The organism is Caballeronia cordobensis, assembly GCF_001544575.2.
GTDB lineage: Bacteria > Pseudomonadota > Gammaproteobacteria > Burkholderiales > Burkholderiaceae > Caballeronia > Caballeronia cordobensis.
The window spans coordinates 338452-356624 of the sequence record NZ_FCNY02000005.1 but is presented as its reverse complement, the minus strand read 5'-3'; the positions used below and the strand labels follow the sequence as shown (position 1 = coordinate 356624).

At 64.6% G+C, this 18173-nt stretch carries 19 protein-coding genes; 7 read left to right on the top strand and 12 right to left on the bottom strand.

What is annotated here, in order from left to right; genetic code table 11:
- Positions 1 to 12: 12 nt before the first annotated feature.
- Positions 13 to 1608, top strand: coding sequence for a gamma-glutamyltransferase family protein (locus tag AWB70_RS12425; RefSeq protein ID WP_053570036.1), 1596 nt, complete (start codon positions 13 to 15; stop codon positions 1606 to 1608).
- Here the strand turns inward: AWB70_RS12425 and AWB70_RS12420 are convergent, their stop codons facing one another.
- The 8 genes from AWB70_RS12420 to AWB70_RS12385 form a co-directional block, all read right to left on the bottom strand.
- Entirely contained in the window at positions 1609 to 2466 is an 858-nt protein-coding gene (locus AWB70_RS12420) for an amidohydrolase family protein (RefSeq protein WP_235024220.1), read from the bottom strand. It abuts the gene before it with no gap.
- Positions 2463 to 3467: an NAD(P)-dependent oxidoreductase gene (locus tag AWB70_RS12415; RefSeq protein ID WP_053570037.1), complete on the bottom strand. Its 1005-nt coding sequence runs from the start codon at positions 3465 to 3467 to the stop codon at positions 2463 to 2465. The genes AWB70_RS12420 and AWB70_RS12415 overlap by 4 nt, the downstream gene beginning before the upstream one ends.
- Positions 3464 to 4615, bottom strand: a complete 1152-nt coding sequence (locus AWB70_RS12410; protein WP_053570038.1) for an aromatic ring-hydroxylating oxygenase subunit alpha — start codon at positions 4613 to 4615, stop codon at positions 3464 to 3466. The genes AWB70_RS12415 and AWB70_RS12410 overlap by 4 nt, the downstream gene beginning before the upstream one ends.
- A 34-nt stretch (positions 4616 to 4649) precedes the next feature.
- Positions 4650 to 5777, bottom strand: a complete 1128-nt coding sequence (locus tag AWB70_RS12405) for an ABC transporter substrate-binding protein (RefSeq protein ID WP_041732497.1) — start codon at positions 5775 to 5777, stop codon at positions 4650 to 4652.
- A gap of 39 nt (positions 5778 to 5816) precedes the next feature.
- Complete coding sequence (locus tag AWB70_RS12400; RefSeq protein WP_082378127.1) at positions 5817 to 6527, bottom strand: ABC transporter ATP-binding protein; 711 nt, start codon at positions 6525 to 6527, stop codon at positions 5817 to 5819.
- Entirely contained in the window at positions 6524 to 7381 is an 858-nt protein-coding gene (locus tag AWB70_RS12395) for an ABC transporter ATP-binding protein (RefSeq protein WP_235024219.1), read from the bottom strand. The genes AWB70_RS12400 and AWB70_RS12395 overlap by 4 nt, the downstream gene beginning before the upstream one ends.
- 3 nt (positions 7382 to 7384) lie before the next feature.
- Positions 7385 to 9388: an ABC transporter permease gene (locus AWB70_RS12390; protein WP_053570039.1), complete on the bottom strand. Its 2004-nt coding sequence runs from the start codon at positions 9386 to 9388 to the stop codon at positions 7385 to 7387.
- A 106-nt stretch (positions 9389 to 9494) separates the two neighbouring features.
- Positions 9495 to 10145: a GntR family transcriptional regulator gene (locus tag AWB70_RS12385; RefSeq protein WP_053570040.1), complete on the bottom strand. Its 651-nt coding sequence runs from the start codon at positions 10143 to 10145 to the stop codon at positions 9495 to 9497.
- A 164-nt stretch (positions 10146 to 10309) separates the two neighbouring features.
- Between AWB70_RS12385 and AWB70_RS12380 the strand changes: the two genes are divergently transcribed.
- Positions 10310 to 10711, top strand: coding sequence for a hypothetical protein (locus tag AWB70_RS12380; RefSeq protein WP_053570041.1), 402 nt, complete (start codon positions 10310 to 10312; stop codon positions 10709 to 10711).
- Between the two features lie 17 nt (positions 10712 to 10728).
- On the opposite strand, the gene AWB70_RS12375 is transcribed toward AWB70_RS12380, so the two are convergent.
- Together AWB70_RS12375 and AWB70_RS12370 are read right to left on the bottom strand one after the other, a co-directional pair.
- A complete protein-coding gene (locus AWB70_RS12375) occupies positions 10729 to 11370 on the bottom strand; it encodes a DUF1109 domain-containing protein (RefSeq protein ID WP_053570042.1) in 642 nt (213 codons plus the stop codon).
- On the bottom strand, positions 11367 to 11912 hold the full coding sequence (locus tag AWB70_RS12370) for a sigma-70 family RNA polymerase sigma factor (protein ID WP_053570318.1): 546 nt from the start codon (positions 11910 to 11912) through the stop codon (positions 11367 to 11369). Before AWB70_RS12370 ends, AWB70_RS12375 begins: the two co-directional genes overlap by 4 nt.
- Before the next feature lie 271 nt (positions 11913 to 12183).
- Between AWB70_RS12370 and AWB70_RS12365 the strand changes: the two genes are divergently transcribed.
- The 5 genes from AWB70_RS12365 to AWB70_RS12345 all read left to right on the top strand — a co-directional run bounded on the left by AWB70_RS12365 (position 12184) and on the right by AWB70_RS12345 (position 15815).
- Positions 12184 to 12807, top strand: coding sequence for a cytochrome b/b6 domain-containing protein (locus tag AWB70_RS12365; RefSeq protein ID WP_053570043.1), 624 nt, complete (start codon positions 12184 to 12186; stop codon positions 12805 to 12807).
- A gap of 19 nt (positions 12808 to 12826) precedes the next feature.
- The gene (locus tag AWB70_RS12360) at positions 12827 to 13603 is read left to right on the top strand and encodes a molybdopterin-dependent oxidoreductase (protein ID WP_053570044.1); all 777 of its coding nucleotides are present in this window, start codon (positions 12827 to 12829) and stop codon (positions 13601 to 13603) included.
- Between the two features lie 66 nt (positions 13604 to 13669).
- Entirely contained in the window at positions 13670 to 13918 is a 249-nt protein-coding gene (locus AWB70_RS12355; RefSeq protein WP_053570045.1) for a pentapeptide MXKDX repeat protein, read from the top strand.
- Between the two features lie 104 nt (positions 13919 to 14022).
- Positions 14023 to 14442, top strand: a complete 420-nt coding sequence (locus AWB70_RS12350; protein WP_053570319.1) for a MarR family winged helix-turn-helix transcriptional regulator — start codon at positions 14023 to 14025, stop codon at positions 14440 to 14442.
- Between the two features lie 65 nt (positions 14443 to 14507).
- On the top strand, positions 14508 to 15815 hold the full coding sequence (locus AWB70_RS12345) for a chloride channel protein (protein WP_053570046.1): 1308 nt from the start codon (positions 14508 to 14510) through the stop codon (positions 15813 to 15815).
- A gap of 64 nt (positions 15816 to 15879) precedes the next feature.
- Here AWB70_RS12345 and AWB70_RS12340 read toward each other — a convergent pair whose 3' ends face one another.
- On the bottom strand, positions 15880 to 16974 hold the full coding sequence (locus AWB70_RS12340) for a hypothetical protein (protein WP_053570047.1): 1095 nt from the start codon (positions 16972 to 16974) through the stop codon (positions 15880 to 15882).
- A 370-nt stretch (positions 16975 to 17344) separates the two neighbouring features.
- Positions 17345 to 18103: an IclR family transcriptional regulator gene (locus AWB70_RS12335; RefSeq protein ID WP_053570048.1), complete on the bottom strand. Its 759-nt coding sequence runs from the start codon at positions 18101 to 18103 to the stop codon at positions 17345 to 17347.
- Positions 18104 to 18173 lie beyond the last annotated feature (70 nt).

Here is an 18173-nt window from a genome sequence, read left to right as displayed (position 1 = left end):
AGGACCAACGAGATGAGAAACTTCGAAGCACCGGGACGATCGCTGGTGATGGCGAAAGACGGCATGGCGGCGACCTCGCATCCGGCGTCGTCGTATGCGGCCATTCGCATTCTCGAAGCGGGCGGCAACGCGATGGACGCGGCGGTGGCGGCCTGCGCCGTGCAATGCGTGGTCGAGCCGGGATCGACGGGTATCGGCGGCGACTGCTTCGCGTTGTATTCGAAGCGCGGCACGGACGATATCGTCGCGTTCAACGGTTCGGGCTGGGCGCCGCGGGCGGCGAGCGTGGAGGCGTTGCGCGCGCTCGGCGTGGAGGCGATCGCGCGTCAGTCGCCGCATGCGGTGACGGTGCCGGGCGCGGTCGATGCGTGGGCGACGCTCGTCGCGGATCACGGTTCGATGCCGCTCGGACGGCTGCTCGCCGCGGCCGTCGCGCTCGCGCGGGACGGCTATGCGGTTGCGCCGCGTGCCGCGTCGGACTGGGCGAATCAGCGCGACGTGCTCGCCGCCGACGCCGTGAGCCGCGCGCGCATGCTTACAGACGGCCATGCGCCCAAGGCCGGCGCGCTGCACAGGCAGCCGGAACTGGCGCGGGCGTTGGAGATCATCGGCGAGCGGGGGCGGGATGCGTTCTATCGCGGTCCGGTCGCGCGCGATATCGTCGAATGTCTGCGCAGTCTCGGCGGGCTGCACACGCTGGACGATTTCGCGCGCTATCGCGGCGAATACGTGCAGCCGATCAAGGCGAGCTTTCGCGGTCACGAGATCCACGAATGTCCGCCGAACGGGCAGGGCGTCATCGCGCTTCTGATCCTGAAGATTCTCGAAGGCTTCGCGGCGGAAGGCGATCCGTTGAGCGCGGAGCGTCTGCATCGCGAGATCGAGGCGACGCGTCTCGCGTATGCGGTTCGCGATGCTTCGCTCGGCGATCCGCGCGCGGGCGGCGCATTGAATGTCGGCGAACTGCTGTCGGATGCGCATGCCGCCGCGCTGCGCGAGAAGATCGATGCGAACGAAGCGCGCCATGCGATGCCTTCATCGTCCACGACGGAGCACAAGGACACGGTGTACATCTGCGTCGTCGACAAGGATCGCAACTGCGCGAGCTTCATCAACTCGCTGTTTCATCCGTTCGGCTCGGGCATCATGTCGCCGGAATTCGGCGTGATGCTGCACAACCGCGGCCAGAGCTTTTCGATGCAGCCGGGTCATGCGAACGCCATCGCGCCGCACATGCGCCCGATGCACACGATCATCCCCGGCATGATCACGCGCGGCGGCAAGGTGCAGACCGTGTTCGGCGTGATGGGCGGCCAGTATCAGGCCATGGGCCACGCGCACTTCGTGTCGAAGGTGCTCGACTACGGTCTCGACATGCAGACCGCGCTCGACCTGCCGCGCGTGTTTCCGGTGCCGGGCACGACGCGTGTCGAAGCGGAAGGCACCTTGCCCGAAGAGACCCGCCGCGCATTGACGGAACGCGGATTCGAGCTCGTGCCGCCGAGCTGGGCGATCGGTGGCGGCCAGGCCATCTCCATCGACTGGGAGACGGGCACGCTGACCGGCGCGTCGGATCATCGCAAGGACGGGTGCGCGCTCGGGCTTTGATCAGAAGCCGTAGACCTCGGCGGCGTTCTCGACCATGATGCGCGCGACGGTTTGCGCGTCGCCGCACCATTGCACGAACAGATCGACGAGATGACCGTCGTCGGGCGGATCGGCGGGCTTGCTCGGATGCGGCCAGTTGGTCGCGAAGAGGCAGCGCTCGGGCGCGGTGTCGATCAGCGTTTTTGCCAGCACCGCGACATCCGCGTAATCCGGCGCGCCTTCGAGCGACGTTTCGTACACGCCCGATGTCTTGACCCACGTATTGCCGCGATCGACGAGTTCGAGCAGCGTGCGAAAACCCGCGTGCGTCGTCTCGACGGGCGCGAGAAACTTGCCGTTGTGATCGATGACGAGCCGGCCCGGCAACGCACGCAGCATCGCCGCATGATCGGCGAGCGTGCGGCCATCGGTTTGCAACTGCACGTGCCAGCCGAATGCCGCGACGCGCGCCGCGAGATCGGGCAGGCAGTCCCACGGCAACGCGCCGCCGGACAGCATGAAGAAGCGCACGCCGCGCACGCCGAGCGTGGTGAGTCGTTCGAGTTCGGCATCCGGCACATCCGGCGGCACCACGGCGACGCCGCGTCCGTTCTCTCCGAGCGCGGCCATCGCGGCGAGCGTCGGCGCGTTGTCGAAGCCGTACACGGAAGGCTGCACCACGACCGCGCGCGAAAGCCCGAGCCGCTTTTGCACGTGCAGATAATTTTCGATGCTGCCGTGCGGCACGGGCGGAAACGCGGCGGCCGTGTCGGCCGCACGCTCGGACGGCGCGAGATACGCGTGCATGTGGCAATCGGCGGCGCCGGCGGGCAGTTGAGTCGCGGGCGCGGACGGATGACGGATATCGCGCATCGTCATGCGGCGCTCCGAACGAGTCGCGCTGCACGATGCGCATCGCGCGGATTCACCGCGAGCGCCACGGGCCGTCCCGCGAGCAGATCGCGTACCTGCCGCACCGTTTCGACCGCCTGATGATCCGACGCTTCTGGCGTCAGTCCGGCCACATGCGGCGTGGCGACCACGTTCGGCAGGCGCGCAAGGGCGGGATTCGGCTGCTCGTCCTTGCCGCGTCCGACGTCCAGCCCCGCGCCCGCGATGCGCCCTGACTTCAGTGCGGCTTCGAGCGCCGCCTCGTCGACCAGCACGCCGCGCGAGATATTGACGAAGAACGCGTCGCGGCGCATGTGCGCGAAAGCGCGCTCGTCGAACAGGTTGTTGGTTTCCGGTGTTGCGTAGGCCGCGCAGACCACGAAATGCGCTTCGCCGAGCAGTTCGGGCAGATCCACCTGCGTCACCGCGCCGTGATGAATCTCGACATACGGATCGTTGACGAGCACGCGCATGCCGAACGCGATTGCCAGATCGACGATGCGCCGCCCGATCGCGCCATAGCCCACCACGCCGATGGTGCTGCCGTAAAGCTGGCGGCCAAGCACCATCGGATGATCGACGAGCCCGTCCCTGTAGCTCGCCGTACTCTCGCCGATCTTGCGCGCGAGATCGATCATCAGGCCGAGCGCGAGTTCGGAGACGGCTTCCGCATACCCCGCGCTGCAGCGCACGACGAGAATGCCGTTGCGCGAGGCCGCGGCGACATCGACGTTGCGGATATCGACCGCGCAGCGCAGATACGCGGCGAGCTTCGGCAGACGTTCGAAGACGTCGGCCGTGCCGGGCGCGAGGCGGTCGGAAATGACGATGTCGCAGTCCTGCGCGGCCTCGACGAGCGCATCGCCGCGCAAAGGTTCGTCGGTGCCGTTCATCTTCACGTCGACGAATTCGCGCAGACGCTCGACGGCGCGCGCACTGTAGAAGTTTTCGAGCAGATCGTTGTTATGGGTGATGAGCACGCGCGTCACGCGGGACCTCCAGTCAGATGGGCGGGCAGCCGCGCGGCGACCCAGCTGTTCATCGTGTGCACCACGTCGTCGCGCGACGACAGCACGCCCGGCCGGTACAGCACGGAACTCACGCCGCGCTGCTGTCTTTCGAGAATGGCGACGTCCTCGCGCGCGACGGCTTCCCAGCGCTCGAAGTACGGACGCGCGCGTTCGTCGAAGTCCGGCATCTCGGTGTAGGCGCGCGGAAAGCAGCCGCCCACGCTCAGCACCGAGCGGTCCGCCGCGACGGGATGCACGGCGAGCCACCACATGCAGTCCTGCGCGAACACGAGTTGCGTCAGCGGTTCGATCAGCGTGAAGAACGTGCCCTTGCGCGCGATGTCGCTCAAGCCCTCGATTTGCGGGAAGGGCGGCGGGGCGCTCTTGTCGAGCACGGCGGTCGAGACGTCGGATTGCACCTGGATCGCGTGCCAGTTCGGTCCGCCGGGAAACGTGAGGCTGATCTGCGCGCCGACCGTGCGCGCGTGCACGAGGCCCGTGTGATACGTCTCCATCGCGTTTTCGAGCAGCATCTTCCAGTTGCACGCGGCGGGCAGATCGACGCGGAACACGCAGCGCATGTCCTCCACGCGATGCGATGCGAAGAGTTCCGGATAGGTGCCGAGGTGCGTGGCGAGATCGTCGGCTTCGTTGTCGAAGTTGAGGAAGAGGTTGCCTTTCCAGTCGCTCATGCGCACCGGAATCAGGCCTTCGGCGGCCGCGTCGAAACCTGGCACGTCCTGCGTGCCCGGCGCGCGCAGCAAGCTTCCGTCGAGCCGGTACGACCACGCGTGATACGGGCACACGATGCTGCGTTTCGCGCCGCAGCCTTCGAGCAGTTGCGCGCCGCGATGGCGGCACGTATTCGCGAACGCATGCAGTTCGCCGTTGTCGTCGCGCGTGAGCAAAACGGGGCCGCCCGCGGTATCGATGGCGCGATAGCTGCCCGGCTTGCTCAGCTCTTCCGCGCGCCCGACGAAGAACCAGTGCTTCAGAAGGATATGCTCGCGCTCGGCCTCGAACACGTCGCGCGAGGTATAGAAGCTGCCGGGCATGCTGCGCGCCTGCCCGAGCGACTTGCCCGACCAGATGAACGGCGCCGGGCGTTGCGTGATATCGGAATGCATGATGTCGTCCTTCGTGCGGGCGCGCTTTCGCGAGTTACTTTTGCTGGCCGGCGAGCGCGAACTTGCCGTCGTGCGCCGTGAAGAAGTAGAGCGTGCCCTTGCGATCGCCGCTCTTCTCGAACGCGACTGGCCCCGTGACGCCCGCAACGTTCACGCTCCCGAGCGCCGCGTTGACCGAATCGCGCGTGACCGGCCCCTTGGCCTTCGCCGCCTTCACCGCGTTGCCGATGGCAAGCCCCGCGTCGTAGCCGAGCGCTGCCCAGCTATCGGGCGCCTGACCGTATTTCGCGGTGAACGCCTTCACGAACGCCGCGCTTTGCGTCGACGAATTCGACGAGGCATCCGGATCGAACATGCCGTAGAGCGTCATGCCATCGACGGCGTTGTTGGACAGGCTGATGAGTTGCGGCGACAGCGAGCCGTCCGTGCCGAGAATCTTCGCGTCGATGCCGAGCGCCTTCGCCTGCGTAACGATCTGCGCGGCTTCCGTATAAAAGCCGCCGATGAAAAGGCCATCGGGATGCGCGGCCTTCACCTTGGTCAGGATCGTGCGGAAGTCCTTGGTGCCGAGCACATAGCCGCCTTCGCCGACGATCTTCCCGCCCGCCTCCTGATACGCCGACTTGAACGCGCCGTTCACGCCGAGCCCGTAATCGTCCTGCTGATACAGCGTGTAGACGGTTTTGACATGCAACTGATTGGCCGTGTACTGGCCCATCATCTTGCCCTGAATGGCGTCGGTCAGTACCACGCGGCGGAACCACGGGCTCGCGTTGGAGAGTTGCGGGCTCGTGACCGCCGTGCCGATGGTCGGCATCTTGCACTTCTTGTAGAGCGGCACGGTGGCGAGCGCAATCGAGCTGAACGTGTAGCCCACGACCGCCACGGTGTTGTCGTCGCCGCAGAAGCGGTTTGCCGCGAGCACGCCGTCGTTGGGCTGGCCGTGATCGTCGACGGTATCGACAGCGATCTTCGGGCCGCCTTGCGCGTTGATATCCGCGATGGCGAGATCGAATCCCTTCTTGCCGCTCACGCCATAGGTCGCGAAGTCGCCCGTCAGCGTGGCGGTGAAGGCGACGTGAACCGCATCGTCCGCAAAGGCCGGCGACGCGGCGAGCGTCAAAGCGAGCGTGATCGGGCACAGCCTGCGAAGAACGTTCATGATCGTTTCCCTTTGAGAGTGAATGATCGATACGCCGTGTCAGCTCAGATAGAAAGCCTTGAGCGACGCCTCGGTGACGCTCGCGCCGGTCTCGCGGCTAACCACTTCGCCGACGCGCATCGCGTAGACGTGATCCGCCATCCGGATGGCTTCGACGGTGTTCTGCTCGACGAGCAGAATCGGAATGCGCTTCTCGCGAATCGTGTGCAACGTGTCCAGCACGACGCCGATCATGCGCGGCGAGAGGCCCATCGTCGGTTCGTCGAGGACGAGCAGCGCGGGGCGCGACATCATTGCGCGCGCGATCGCGAGCATTTGCTGTTCGCCGCCGGAAAGCGTGCCGGCGGACTGCCGCCTGCGTTCGCGAAGAATCGGAAAGAGCGTGAACATGTCGTCCAGGTCGCGCTTCGTCTCGCGGCGGTCGTGGCGCAGATACGCGCCGAGCCGCAGGTTCTCCTCGACGCTCAGGCCCGCGAACACGCGGCGTCCTTCGGGAACGTGCGCGATGCCGGCCTTTACGCGCTGATCGGGGGCGAGCGTGTCGATGCTGCGGCCGCGAAAGCGCACGCTGCCCGTCGCGCCGCGATGCAGGCCCGAGATCGCCTGAAGCGTGCTCGTCTTGCCCGCGCCGTTGCTGCCGACGAGACTGACCACTTCGCCGTCGCGGACATCGAAGGACACGCCGCGCACGGCCCGCACGCCGCCATACGAAACCGACAGATCGCGAACTTCCAGTAATGGCGTCGTCATGTGCGCTTGCCCAGATAGGCGGACTGCACGTCGTCGTGGGCGAGCACCGCCTGCGGCGTGCCCTCGATCAGCTTGCTGCCGAAATGGAGCACGGTGACGCGATCGGCGAGATTGCGGATCACGTCCATGTCGTGCTCGATGAGCAGAATCGCCACGCCCGACGCGCGAATCTGCCGGATCAGTTCGCTCAACTCCAGCTTCTCGCTGACGTTCATGCCCGCGAGCGGTTCGTCGAGCAGCAGCACGCGCGGCTCGGCGATGAGCGCGCGCGCCAGCTCCACGCGGCGCTGATGTCCGTACGACAGCGCGCTCGCCTGTTTCGTCGCGGCATCCGCGCCGAGTCCGACGAATTCGATCAGCCGATGCGCATCCGCGACGGCGGCCTTTTCCTGCTCGCGCGCCTTCTTCGTGCGCAATAGCGCGGCGAGCGCGCCGCCGTCGAAGCGGCTGTGCGCGCCCACCAGCACGGTTTCGAGCACGTTCATCGAACCGAACAGGCGCGTGTTCTGAAACGTGCGCCCGAGTCCGGCGCGCGCGAGCGTGTGGGAGCGCCAGTGCGGCGAGCTCGCGCCGTTGATCCAGACACGGCCTGCGGTAAGCCGCACGAAACCCGAAAGCGCGTTGACGACGGTGGTCTTGCCCGCGCCGTTCGGTCCGATGAGCGCGTGGATCTCGTGCTCCTGGACATCGAGATCGAGTTGCCTGACGGCGGTCAGGCCGCCGAACGCGACGGTCAGCCCTTGCGCGCGCAAAGGCAGGCCGACGCCGGCTTGCGTCGCGGTGCGCGTGGCGTCGGCCTGCGCGTGCGCGGCGTCGACGGTCATGGCGAGGGCGGGCGCTCTGGCGTTCGTCATGCGTCACTCCATCGTGAGACGAAGGCGCGCTTTCGCGGCGATGCCTTCGGGCCGGAACAGCATCAGCGCGACGAGCAGCACGCCGAGCAGCACGTAGCGGGACTCGGGATAGGCGGACACGAACGGTATCTTCAGCGAGAGTTGCAGGAACACGATCCAGATGGCCGCGCCGATGAACGGACCGATGAGCGTGCCGAGACCGCCCAGCACGATCAGCATCAGCACGAGAATGTTCTCGAAGAGCGTGAAGCTCGCGGGGCTCACGTACTGCTGCAGATGCGCGTAGAACACGCCCACCACGCCGCCCACGAAACCGCTGCACGCATAGGCCAGGAGCTTGAAGCGCGTGCCCGCGACGCCCATCATTTCGGCGGCGTCCTCGTCTTCGCGTAACGCGACCCAGGCGCGGCCCACGTATGAGCGCGACAAGCGCGCGACCATGAACATCACGATCGCGGTGAGGCCGAGCGCGAAGAAGAACTGCGCGCGCGGCTCGTCGAAGCTCACGCCGAAGAACTCCGGCGAAGGAATGCCGCGCACGCCCATCGGGCCGTTGGTCACGGAGATCCAGTTGGTCGCGACGATGCGCACGATCTCGCCGAAGCCGAGCGTCATGATCGCGAGATAGTCGCCGCGCACGCGCAAGGTCGGATAGCCGAGAATCGCGCCGAGCAGCGCGGCGAGCAGCCCACCCACGAGCAGGTTCGGATAGAAGAGCCACCAGATCGATGCGGTGTCGATGCCGAAGTGGTTCTGCATCACGCTCACGAAAATGAGCGACGAGAAATACGCGCCGATGGCGAAGAACGCGACGAAGCCGAGATCGAGCAGACCCGCCAGCCCGACGACGATGTTCAGCCCGCTCGCGAGCATGCCGTAGACGAGCACCATCACGAGAATGCTCAGCCAGTAGTCGGAACGGATGGCGAAACCGAGCGCGACCGCCACCGCCAGCGCGACGATGGCGACGCGCTTCTCGCCGTAGCGTCCGAGCGCGGCGAACGCGCGATCGAGCGCACCGAACGCTATCGCCAGCGCCTGGCCGCGTTTCGCGCCGCCGCTCGACATCAGACTGCCGCGCGCGCTCACGTTGAGATCCGCGCGGCCCAGCAGGCCTTGCGGGCGCACAAGAAGCAGCAGCACCAGCAGCGCGAAGCTGAGCGCGTCCTGATAGACGGAACCGTCGGGCAGATAGCCCGCGCACAGCGATTCCGCGACGCCCAGAATCACGCCGCCGAGCGCCGCGCCCGGAATGCTGCCGATGCCGCCCAGCACCGCCGCGGTGAGCGCTTTCAGGCCGGGCACGAAGCCCATCGTCGGGCTCACGAACTGGAACGACTGCGCGTACAGAATGCCGGCGAACGCCGCGAGCGCGGAGCCGAGCACGAACGCGGCGCAGATGATGCGGTTCACGGGAATGCCGACGAGATACGCAGCCATCGAATCCTGCGCGGCGGCGCGCATCGCGCGTCCGAGCGACGTGGCCGAGACGAAGAACTGCACGCCGAGCATCGCGACGATCGCGCAGCCGAACACCGCAAGCTCCGATGGCGTCACGGTCAGACCGGCGCCCAGCGACAGCGATGGCAAGCCGCCCACCGGCAGCGGCGGAAAGCGCAGCGATGTGGGTCCCCATACGGTCTGCGCGACGCTTTGCAGCAGCACCGAAATCGCAATCGATGTAATGAGCGGCGCGAGCCGCGGCGCATTGCGCAATGGCCGATACGCGACCGCGTCGATCAGCGCGCCGAGCGCGGCGACGCCGGCGATGGCGAGCGGCGCGGCGAGGTAGAAGTCGAGCCCCGGCATCGGCATCTGAATGCCGAAGAGGGTTATTTCCTTCGTCATCAGCGTGAGCGTGAGGAAGCCGCCGAGCATGAACAGTTCGCCGAACGCGAAATTCACCAGCTTGACGACGCCATAGACGAGCGTATAGGCGACGGCGGCGAGCGCATAGATCGAGCCGATGACGAGGCCATTGAGCAGCAGTTGTTCGAAATACGGCATGACGTTCGTTTTCTCCGTGCGTCGATGAGGCAGGGAAACGCGTTTGAATGACCGTAGCACTTCAAAAATACGAGAAAAAAACTATTTCGGAGGACGAAGCAACAATTCAACGCACGAGTTCGACGAGCGGCCCGATCGTCGCGCGGACATGTTCCCGCACGATCTGCTCGACGGCTTCGGGGTCGCCGCTTTCGACCGCGGTCAGGATCTCTTCATGGAACTGGCGAGAGGTCATCGGCTTATCTCCGTGTTCGAGCCAGATGCGCATGTACGGCTCGATGATCGAATGCAGGCTCGATATCTGCCGTTGCAGACGGGGCATGGCGGCAAGGCTGCTCAGATACTCGTGAAACTCGCGGTGGCGCGTGACCCATTCGGAGGCATCGTCGCCGACGCTTTCCATGCGCTCCAGCAGATGCCGGAGCGTCGCCATGTCCTTTTTTGTCATGCGCGTCGCCGCGACGCCGGCCGCCAGACCTTCCAGCACGGCGCGCGTTTCGAACACTTCGTGCATTTCGGCGGCGTCGAGCCCGCGCACGATCGCGCCGCGATTGGCGCGGATCAGCAACAGGCCTTCGGCGGCGAGTCGCCGGAACGCCTCGCGCACCGGCATGCGGCTCGTGCCGATATCGCCGGCAATTTCCTCCGCGATGAGCCGCTCGCCCGCGCGGTAACGCCCGCTGCGAATGGCCTGTTCGATGTAGCGATACGCTTCGTCTTCCGCTGACAGACCGTGGATTCCATGCCATTCAGCCATGCCGCCTCCACGCGAGCTACGTAAAGATTGTAAGACTGTATCCATGCATGAATGGATGAAACATAGACCCGCCAAAAATCGATGTCGATATTGGGGTTTTTACGGAGTCTCGGGATGCGTCGAACGCTTCCATGTCGAGTAAATTGCCAGCGGGGGCATCGATCATGTCAAGCGAGTGGAACCGCCGAATCCGGCTATTCGTTCAACGCTTCTGGCAGCCGAGCTGCGCGTGCATGACGTGCATGCCGGGCAGCTGGAGCAATATCGCGAGCGTCGCTCATTGGGTGGTCGCGTTCAAGACCGGGCTTCTGACGGGACTGCTGGCGGTGCTGCTGACTTTCACGCCGCTCAGGAAAGCCTACGCGAACCGCTTCGGCAATGCGGCGCTGGTTGGCGTGCTGACGGCAATCGGCGATACCTATGCACATGTCAGCCACTACCGTCTGCCGTACTTCGAGCACGTGATGACAGGCGTCGTTTCAGGGCTTCTGGCGCTTGCCGCTTCGTATCTGCTCGAAGACCGCGCGCGTCGCATTCGCGCGGTGTGGGTGCGCATCTTCGGCTGATCCTGTACCGCGATCCGCTACCAACGCAAAAGCCGCGGCCCGAGCCACGCGCCGATGAGCGCAGGCAGCGACATGCCGATCGCATACCACACGCCCCAGAAAGCAGGGCTCATTTCGGGGCAATGCAGGCAATAGACGATCGTCGCCGTCGAGCTCGCCAGCAATCCGGCGGCGGCGCCCGCAAGCCGAAGCCGCGTCGGTGCGAGCGAACGCATCGCCCAGATCGCGGCAGGGAACGTGGGCGCCGAGAGCAGCAGGATATTGAACGGGCAGGTACGCCATGTCTGACCCAGCACGAGCGCCCAGCGCGCGGTGGTATCCGCCCTGTCCAGAATCAGCCAGCCGGCGATCCAGACCGCCGCGAAGGGCAGCGCGACGATCGCCCACGCATATCGCGCGTGCGCGCCGGGCCGGCCGATTCGATCGATGACGAGCATCGCGCCGACGGCGATGGCGAGCGGAAACGCGAGCTTCGCCCAGAAGACACCCGTGCCGGCGACGATGCCCAGGTCGTGACGCACGCCGAACACGATGGTCATCAAGACCAGCGAGCCCGCCGCGCCGAGCAGGAGCGCCTGAGCGAAGCGGCGGCGAACGGCGCTGCGGTCAACCTGCGTCACTTGATTCGAAAGCAGGGTGATCAGTTCGTCGGTCTTCATCGCAGCCCCCGGATTTTAGCGGCGAGCGCCTTGAGGCCGCGATGCACGCCCACCTTCACGGCCGATTCCGACAGACCGGTGAGCCGCGCGGTCTCCGTCACCGAAAGACCTTCGAGTTTCATGTGAACGATGGGCAAGCGCTGTTTGTCCGGCAAGTGTTCTAGCAGCTTGCCGACATCGTGGCGCGCCTGAGCGGGTTCGTCATCGATGGCGGCGAGCAACTCTTCGTGATCGTCGAGCGGCACGTTCAGCGAGTCGCGGCGCGCGTGCGCACGGAAGAAGTCCATCAGCTTATAGCGGGCGATGGCGTGCAACCATGCCGTCAGCGGCTCGTTGGGGCGATAGGTGTGACGCGCATTGTGCACGGCGAGCAGAATCTCCTGGACGAGGTCCTCGACGTCGTCATGACGCTGCGGAATGCGCTTGCGCAGAAAGCCGCGCAGGTGCCGCGTGAGCGCTTGCAAAAAACCTCGATACGCGTCGGCGTCGCCGTCGAGACCGCGCACGAACAACGCCTTCAGGCGGCGTTCCGCTTCTTCCAACGTGGCACCTGTATGAGCGTGATGACGAGACGGAAAGCGGTGCGGCGAGGCGTCCGGATTCCGATCATTCGTTTCGGCACGGCCGAGGCAGTGATGCGCCACTATAGCGCGGTCGTCGTCCATCGTCGTTTTGCGGTCCCTTTAGCGGACTAATTCGTTCCCGCGCCGCCGACGGTTACAGCAACAAGAATTTTTTTTTTCGCGTCCAGGCTGTAACCCGATCCGTGCCGCCGGCGAATTTACCCGTATCCGACCGTCATGGACGACCGACATGGACACGATGAACCCGCCGCTCGATGCGCCGCGCACGCGGCCCATCCATCCGCTCTGGCTGCGCATCACGCATTGGCTCAACGCATTCGCCGCGCTGATCATGATGTTGTCCGGCTGGCGCATCTACGATGCGTCGCCGGTGTTCCGGGAAATCGTCATACCGCCTTCGATTACGCTCGGCGGATGGCTCGGCGGCGCGCTGCAGTGGCATTTCGCGGCCATGTGGCTACTGGTGTTCAACGGCATCGTGTATCTCGCGCTCAATATCGCGAGCGGCCGGTTCGCCGCGAAGTTCTTTCCGTTGTCGCCGCGCGCGGTGCTGCACGACTTCGTCGCTGCATTGAGCGGCAAGCTCTCGCACGTCGACCTGCGCCAGTACAACGCGGTGCAGAAGCTCGCATATCTCGCGGTTCTCGTCGATCTCATCGTGCTCGTGCTCTCCGGGCTCGCGATCTGGAAGTCCGTGCAATTTCCGCACTTGCGCGAACTGATGGGCGGTTATGACAACGCGCGCATCGTGCACTTCTGCGCGATGGCGGTGATGGCGGCGTTCGTCGTCGTGCATGTGGCGATGGTCGCGCTCGTGCCGCGCTCGCTGCTCACGATGCTGCGCGGACGCTGATACGACTCGGGAACATGCCATGAAAAACGATGCTAAACGAATCGTCGCGGTGGACCGCGCATCCGTGCTGGCCGACGCGCGCCGCGAACTGGACATGCCGTCGCGGCGTCTGTTCGGCAAGCGCATGCTGACGCTCGGCGGCCTCTCTCTTCTGACCGGCTGCTCGATCACCGACGACGATTCGGTGAACAAGCTGCTCACCGCGGTGTCGCGGCTGAACGATCGCGCGCAGGCGCTGCTCTTCGATCCGAAGCAGCTTGCGCCGACCTACACCGAGGCGCAACTCACGCGTCCGTTTCCCTTCAACGCGTTCTATGGCATCGACGACGTACCCGAGGTGAACGGCGACGACTACCGCCTGAAGGTGAGCGGCCTCGTGAAAGGGCAGCGCGTGTGGACCTTGCCGGAACTGTACGCGCTGCCGCATGCCGAGCAGATCACCCGGCACATCTGCGTCGAAGGCTGGAGCGCGATCGGGCGCTGGGGCGGCACGCCGTTCTCCGAGTTCCTGCGACGCGTGGGCGCGGACACGTCGGCGAAATACGTCGGCTTCCGCTGTGCCGACGACTACTACGAAAGCATCGACATGCCGACGGCGCTGCATCCGCAGACGCTCCTGACCTTCGAATACGACGGCGAGCGTTTGCCGGCCAAATACGGCTATCCGATGAAGCTGCGCATGCCGACCAAGCTCGGCTACAAGAACCCGAAGCACATCGTCGAGATATTCGTGACGAACACGTATCCGGGCGGCTATTGGGTCGATCAGGGATACAACTGGTTCGGCGGCTCATGAACGCCGCGCCATTCAACGATTCCGGATGGTCCGGATGTCATGACCGATTCACCAAGGAGAGAAGCAATGAAGCGATTGATGACGGCAGTAGTTGCAGCGACGCTCGCCCTGAGCGTATCGACGGTATTCGCGCAGGCGAGCGGCGCGATGTCCAACGACGCGATGTCGCACGACACGATGAAAAAGGACAACATGTCTCATGATTCAATGAGCAAGGGCGCCATGTCCCACGACTCGATGAGCAAGAGCAACAAGATGAAAAAGCACGATGCGATGGGCATGGATCATCCGGCATCCGGCGCGATGTCGCAGTAACGCGAAGGAGACCCGGCCGGACGCGCGCCGCGTCCGGTCATTTGCCGGGAGAAATGCGTGAACTCGGTATGATCCGCCAGTACAACCTGGAACCGGGATCGCCGATGTCATCGCATGCAAAGCAGAAAACCAGTCTTCCGGACAAGCAGGATCTGGAAGCGATGTCGATCTTCCGCTATGAATTGCGCAAGTTCCTGCGCGTGTCGGAAGAAATAGCCAATGCAGCCGGAATCACGACGCTTCAATACCAGCTGCTCCTGCACATACGGGGATTTCCGGAGCGGCAGTGGGCCACGGTCGGCGAACTTGCGGAACGCCTTCAGGCCGCACCCAATGGCACCGCTGCCCTGGTGTCCCGCTGCGAGACGGCCGGCCTCGTCACACGAAAAGCCGACAGGACGGATAGACGCCAGGTGCAGGTGCATCTGACTGCGAAAGGCGAGCGGTGTCTGCTCAGGCTCGCGGCCGAGCACAAGGCGCACTACGGATCGTTCGGCTGGGTGTTCGGCGCAAGGGACGAGTGAGCCAATCAGCGGAGCGAATCCAATTTATGTCACAATGTGCCTTAAATTTGCTTCGACCATTCCTGATGCGCTTTCCTGGATTCATCGACCGACGCACGATCTTGCGCGGCAGGCGGCTGTGGCTGCACTACGGCGTGTTCTGGCTCGGCGCGGTCGCGACCGGGCTCGTCGCGGTGATGTACGCGCGGCTCATCGATTTCGGCTACGAGACTTTCTTGCGCATCACCGCGCTCTATTGGTGGCTGCCGTTGCTGCTCACGCCCGCGATCGGCGCGATCGGTGTCTGGGTGACGCGCCGCTTCTTTCCGGGCGCGGAGGGCAGCGGCATTCCGCAGGTCATCGCCATGCTGCATGACGGACGCGAGCTCGGACCGCGCCTGCTCACCATTCGCATCCTCATCGGGAAAATCGCTGTGTCGTTCCTGTCGATTCTCGGAGGATTCACCATCGGACGGGAAGGGCCTACCATCCATATCGGCGCGGCGCTCATGTACAGCTTGCGCCGTTTCTATCCACCGCGTCTGCGCAGCATGCGCGGCGGCGTGCTGGAACGTAACCTGGCGCTCGCGGGCGCGGCGGCGGGCCTGTCGGCCGCGTTCAATGCGCCGCTGGCCGGCGTGGTCTTCGCCATCGAAGAGCTCACGCGCGGCTTCGAGCAGCGCACGAGCGGCGTGCTGATTACGGCGATCATCTTTGCGGGCGTCGTCTCGCTCGCGCTGCAAGGCAACTACACCTACTTCGGCACAATCAGTCTCGATGGCTATTTTCCCCGCTCGCTCGCACTTGCCGTCGTGCTGCTGGGCGCGGTGACGGGCGTCGCGGGCGGAATATTCTGCTGGTTGCTCCTGAATACGCAGCGCTGGATGCCCGCGCGCCTCATCGGCTGGCGTCATGCGCATCCGGTTGCGTTCGGCGCGGGATGCGGTCTGTTGATCGCCGTGATTGGCGTCGCCGCCGGCGGCCATACTTTCGGCAGCGGCTATGCGGAAGCGCGCGGCATGCTCGAAGGCGATTCGCAGCTCGGCGCGAGCTATCCGCTGCTGAAAATGGTGTCGATGGTCGGCTCCTATCTTCCCGGCGCGCCGGGCGGGCTCTTCGCGCCCTCGCTCGCAATCGGCGCCGGCATCGGCAACGCGCTCCACCTCGTCTTCGGCGGCATGCAGTTGCCGATGCTGATCGCGCTGGGCATGGTCGGCTATCTCGCGGCGGTCACGCAGAGTCCCATCACCGCATTCGTGATCGTCATCGAGATGATCGACGGTCACGCGCTCGTGCTGTCGCTGATGGCCACGGCATTGATTTCGAGTCAGGTGTCGAGGCTGTTTGCGCCGCCGCTGTACGAGGCGCTTGGACAGAGATTCATGCGCAAGTGACGGCGCGGCCCAAACCGCGAGGCGGACCCGGCGATCGATTGCGCCGCCGGGTCGACCATGCCGCTTATTTCGGGTTGCTCGCGATGAAGTTCTTGAACGCCGTGTACGCCGCCTTCTTCGTCTTGCCGTCGCTTTGCAGCATGCCGTAATTGCCTTCCTGAGAGTCGTACAACTCGAAGCCCTGGATGGACTGAATGTTGTACTTCGACGCCTGCGTGTAGTACTGCTGCATCATCAGGTTGCCGGTCAGATAGGAAGCGATGGCGTCGTTCGAGCCGTATTCCGGACGCACGCCGAACTCGTTGATCCACACGGGCCGGCCAAACGAACTGATGATGCCGAGAATGTCGTGACATCCCGTGCCGCCGCAGGCATTCGTCATGTCGCCCTGGTCGGAGTACCAGTGCCATGCGGTGATGTCCCAGCTCACCGTCGGGTGGCCGTGCGTGCCGTCGGGTTGCGAGCCGTCGAGCAGCATCTGGAAGAACGCAATGTGCTTCCACGTGCCATCGACGATGATCTTCGCCGAGCTATCCACCGACTTCACGCCCGCGATCATGCCGCGAATCACGCCCCGCGCGATGGTGAACGGCTTGTTGCTGTACTGATACCAGATGTTGCCGTCGTAGTTGCCGGCGAGCGCGGCCGAGTCCAGTTCGTTGGCGACTTCGTAGTAGGCGTACTTGTACGTTTGCGCCGTCTGCTGACCCATCGTGTAGCCCGCGCTATAGGCCGCTTCCTCGGTGTCGAATCCCAGGCCAAGCAGCATCACCGGATACACCTGAACCCCGCCCGCCGCGAACTGCTTGGCGACCGTCGCGAGCACCTTGGCGGAGGCCAGGTTGTACACGTCGTTGCGGAAGATCTTTACGCCGAGATCCTGCAGTTGCGAGAGTTGCGTCGCGTAGGGCGTGTTGTCGTAAGTGCCGCCGTTCGTGATGTGGCCGTTCATGCCATAGAAAATCGAACCGGTAGTGCCGGCCTTCGCGGTCGCCTCGGGCACATCGGCGGTCTTGACCGTGGCATCGGCGATGCCTTCGCTGCCGCCGCCGCATGCCGCAAGCATCAGGCTCGTGACGACCGCGGCGGTGATCGCCGGGATTTTGCCGAACGAAAAACGCTCGAGCAGGGATTGGCCTGTTGTATTTCGAGTTTTCATATAATTTAGGAATACGTATCAAAATATGCCGCATCTATGCCTCCGTAGGGTCCCCGTACGGATTCATCCCGATCGATGGTTCGACGCAATCGGCTCGCGCGGCACGGCAGCCGAGTTGGCGGTTCCGGCCGCGAGAGGCTTGCGCTTCAGCTTGGCCGGGAGAACAACTAAGGAGGGGGAGGATTTACCGAACGCCTCTGCCTTATGAATACTTTTACGGCAAAGGCTACGGCTTTCTTTAGACCAATCAGGAAGTTGCTACACGTCGCGGACGTGACGGTCGGGTAGATTTTTCCGGCCTCTGGTTCGTCGCCAGCAGGCCGAGAGGCGCGGCTCGCCAGGAAGCGAGCGCGCGCGCGTTATCGTCTTCTTATGCGCTTTGCTGTCCGAGCAGCCGCGACAAATCCTTGCTCGCGCGCTTGAGCAGCTCCCCGAACTGCTCGACGCGCGCTTCCGTGACCCGAACGCTGGGACCGAAAATACATAGGGAACCGGCTACCTGATTGGCGCCGTTGAAGAACGGCGCGGCGACCGCCACCGCGCCCTCGATCAATTCGTGCTGACTCGTGCCGAAGCCGCGCGCACGAATTCGCTCGAAGTCACTCATGAGCGCCGTCACGTCCTGTTCGGGATCGACGAGATAACGCTGCACCGTCTCGGGCGTGAGCCGCATCTGCGAAAGAATCGTGCGGCCGCTCGCGCCGCGCACGAGCTTCTCCCGATAGCCGATGCCGCGCCGGAAGCTGAGCGGCTGATTGCTTTCCAGTTCCGCGACACAAAGCCGGTACGTGTCGTCGGGAACGAAGAGCGCCACGGTTTCGGATGTGGCTTCCCACAACTCGCGCAGCACCGGTTGCGCGAGCTCGGCGATTCGATGGTCGCTCAGCCAGACATGCGCGAGCTGCGCGATGGAGCTGCCGAGATGAAAGCGCTGCGGCTCGCCCGACGACGCCAGAAAGCCCGCCTGCTCCAGCGTATTCAATAGCCGATACAAGGTCGGACGGCTCAGATTCACGCGCGTGACCAGTTCCGCGACGGTCAGAGATTTATCGCCCGGCTTGAACGCCAGCAGGATGTCCAGCGCCCGCTCGACCGCACGAACGCTTTCGTGCGCCTTCTTTTCTTCCATTTTTTTCCGATCCCTTTTTGTCTCTTCGGACTTCCGTTCAGCGCCATTGTAGAGAAATCCCCTATGCGCC

Coding starts and splice junctions, on each gene's coding strand:
- AWB70_RS12375 (WP_053570042.1), bottom strand. CDS start 11,370: ATGAAGACCGACGAACTGATCACCCTGCTTTCGAATCAAGTGACGCAG.
- AWB70_RS12405 (WP_041732497.1), bottom strand. CDS start 5,777: ATGAACGTTCTTCGCAGGCTGTGCCCGATCACGCTCGCTTTGACGCTC.
- AWB70_RS12360 (WP_053570044.1), top strand. CDS start 12,827: ATGAAAAACGATGCTAAACGAATCGTCGCGGTGGACCGCGCATCCGTG.
- AWB70_RS12425 (WP_053570036.1), top strand. CDS start 13: ATGAGAAACTTCGAAGCACCGGGACGATCGCTGGTGATGGCGAAAGAC.
- AWB70_RS12380 (WP_053570041.1), top strand. CDS start 10,310: ATGTCAAGCGAGTGGAACCGCCGAATCCGGCTATTCGTTCAACGCTTC.
- AWB70_RS12410 (WP_053570038.1), bottom strand. CDS start 4,615: ATGCATTCCGATATCACGCAACGCCCGGCGCCGTTCATCTGGTCGGGC.
- AWB70_RS12345 (WP_053570046.1), top strand. CDS start 14,508: ATGCGCTTTCCTGGATTCATCGACCGACGCACGATCTTGCGCGGCAGG.
- AWB70_RS12395 (WP_235024219.1), bottom strand. CDS start 7,381: ATGACGAACGCCAGAGCGCCCGCCCTCGCCATGACCGTCGACGCCGCG.
- AWB70_RS12335 (WP_053570048.1), bottom strand. CDS start 18,103: ATGGAAGAAAAGAAGGCGCACGAAAGCGTTCGTGCGGTCGAGCGGGCG.
- AWB70_RS12400 (WP_082378127.1), bottom strand. CDS start 6,527: ATGACGACGCCATTACTGGAAGTTCGCGATCTGTCGGTTTCGTATGGC.
- AWB70_RS12420 (WP_235024220.1), bottom strand. CDS start 2,466: ATGACGATGCGCGATATCCGTCATCCGTCCGCGCCCGCGACTCAACTG.
- AWB70_RS12350 (WP_053570319.1), top strand. CDS start 14,023: ATGTCATCGCATGCAAAGCAGAAAACCAGTCTTCCGGACAAGCAGGAT.
- AWB70_RS12365 (WP_053570043.1), top strand. CDS start 12,184: ATGGACACGATGAACCCGCCGCTCGATGCGCCGCGCACGCGGCCCATC.
- AWB70_RS12390 (WP_053570039.1), bottom strand. CDS start 9,388: ATGCCGTATTTCGAACAACTGCTGCTCAATGGCCTCGTCATCGGCTCG.
- AWB70_RS12340 (WP_053570047.1), bottom strand. CDS start 16,974: ATGAAAACTCGAAATACAACAGGCCAATCCCTGCTCGAGCGTTTTTCG.
- AWB70_RS12385 (WP_053570040.1), bottom strand. CDS start 10,145: ATGGCTGAATGGCATGGAATCCACGGTCTGTCAGCGGAAGACGAAGCG.
- AWB70_RS12355 (WP_053570045.1), top strand. CDS start 13,670: ATGAAGCGATTGATGACGGCAGTAGTTGCAGCGACGCTCGCCCTGAGC.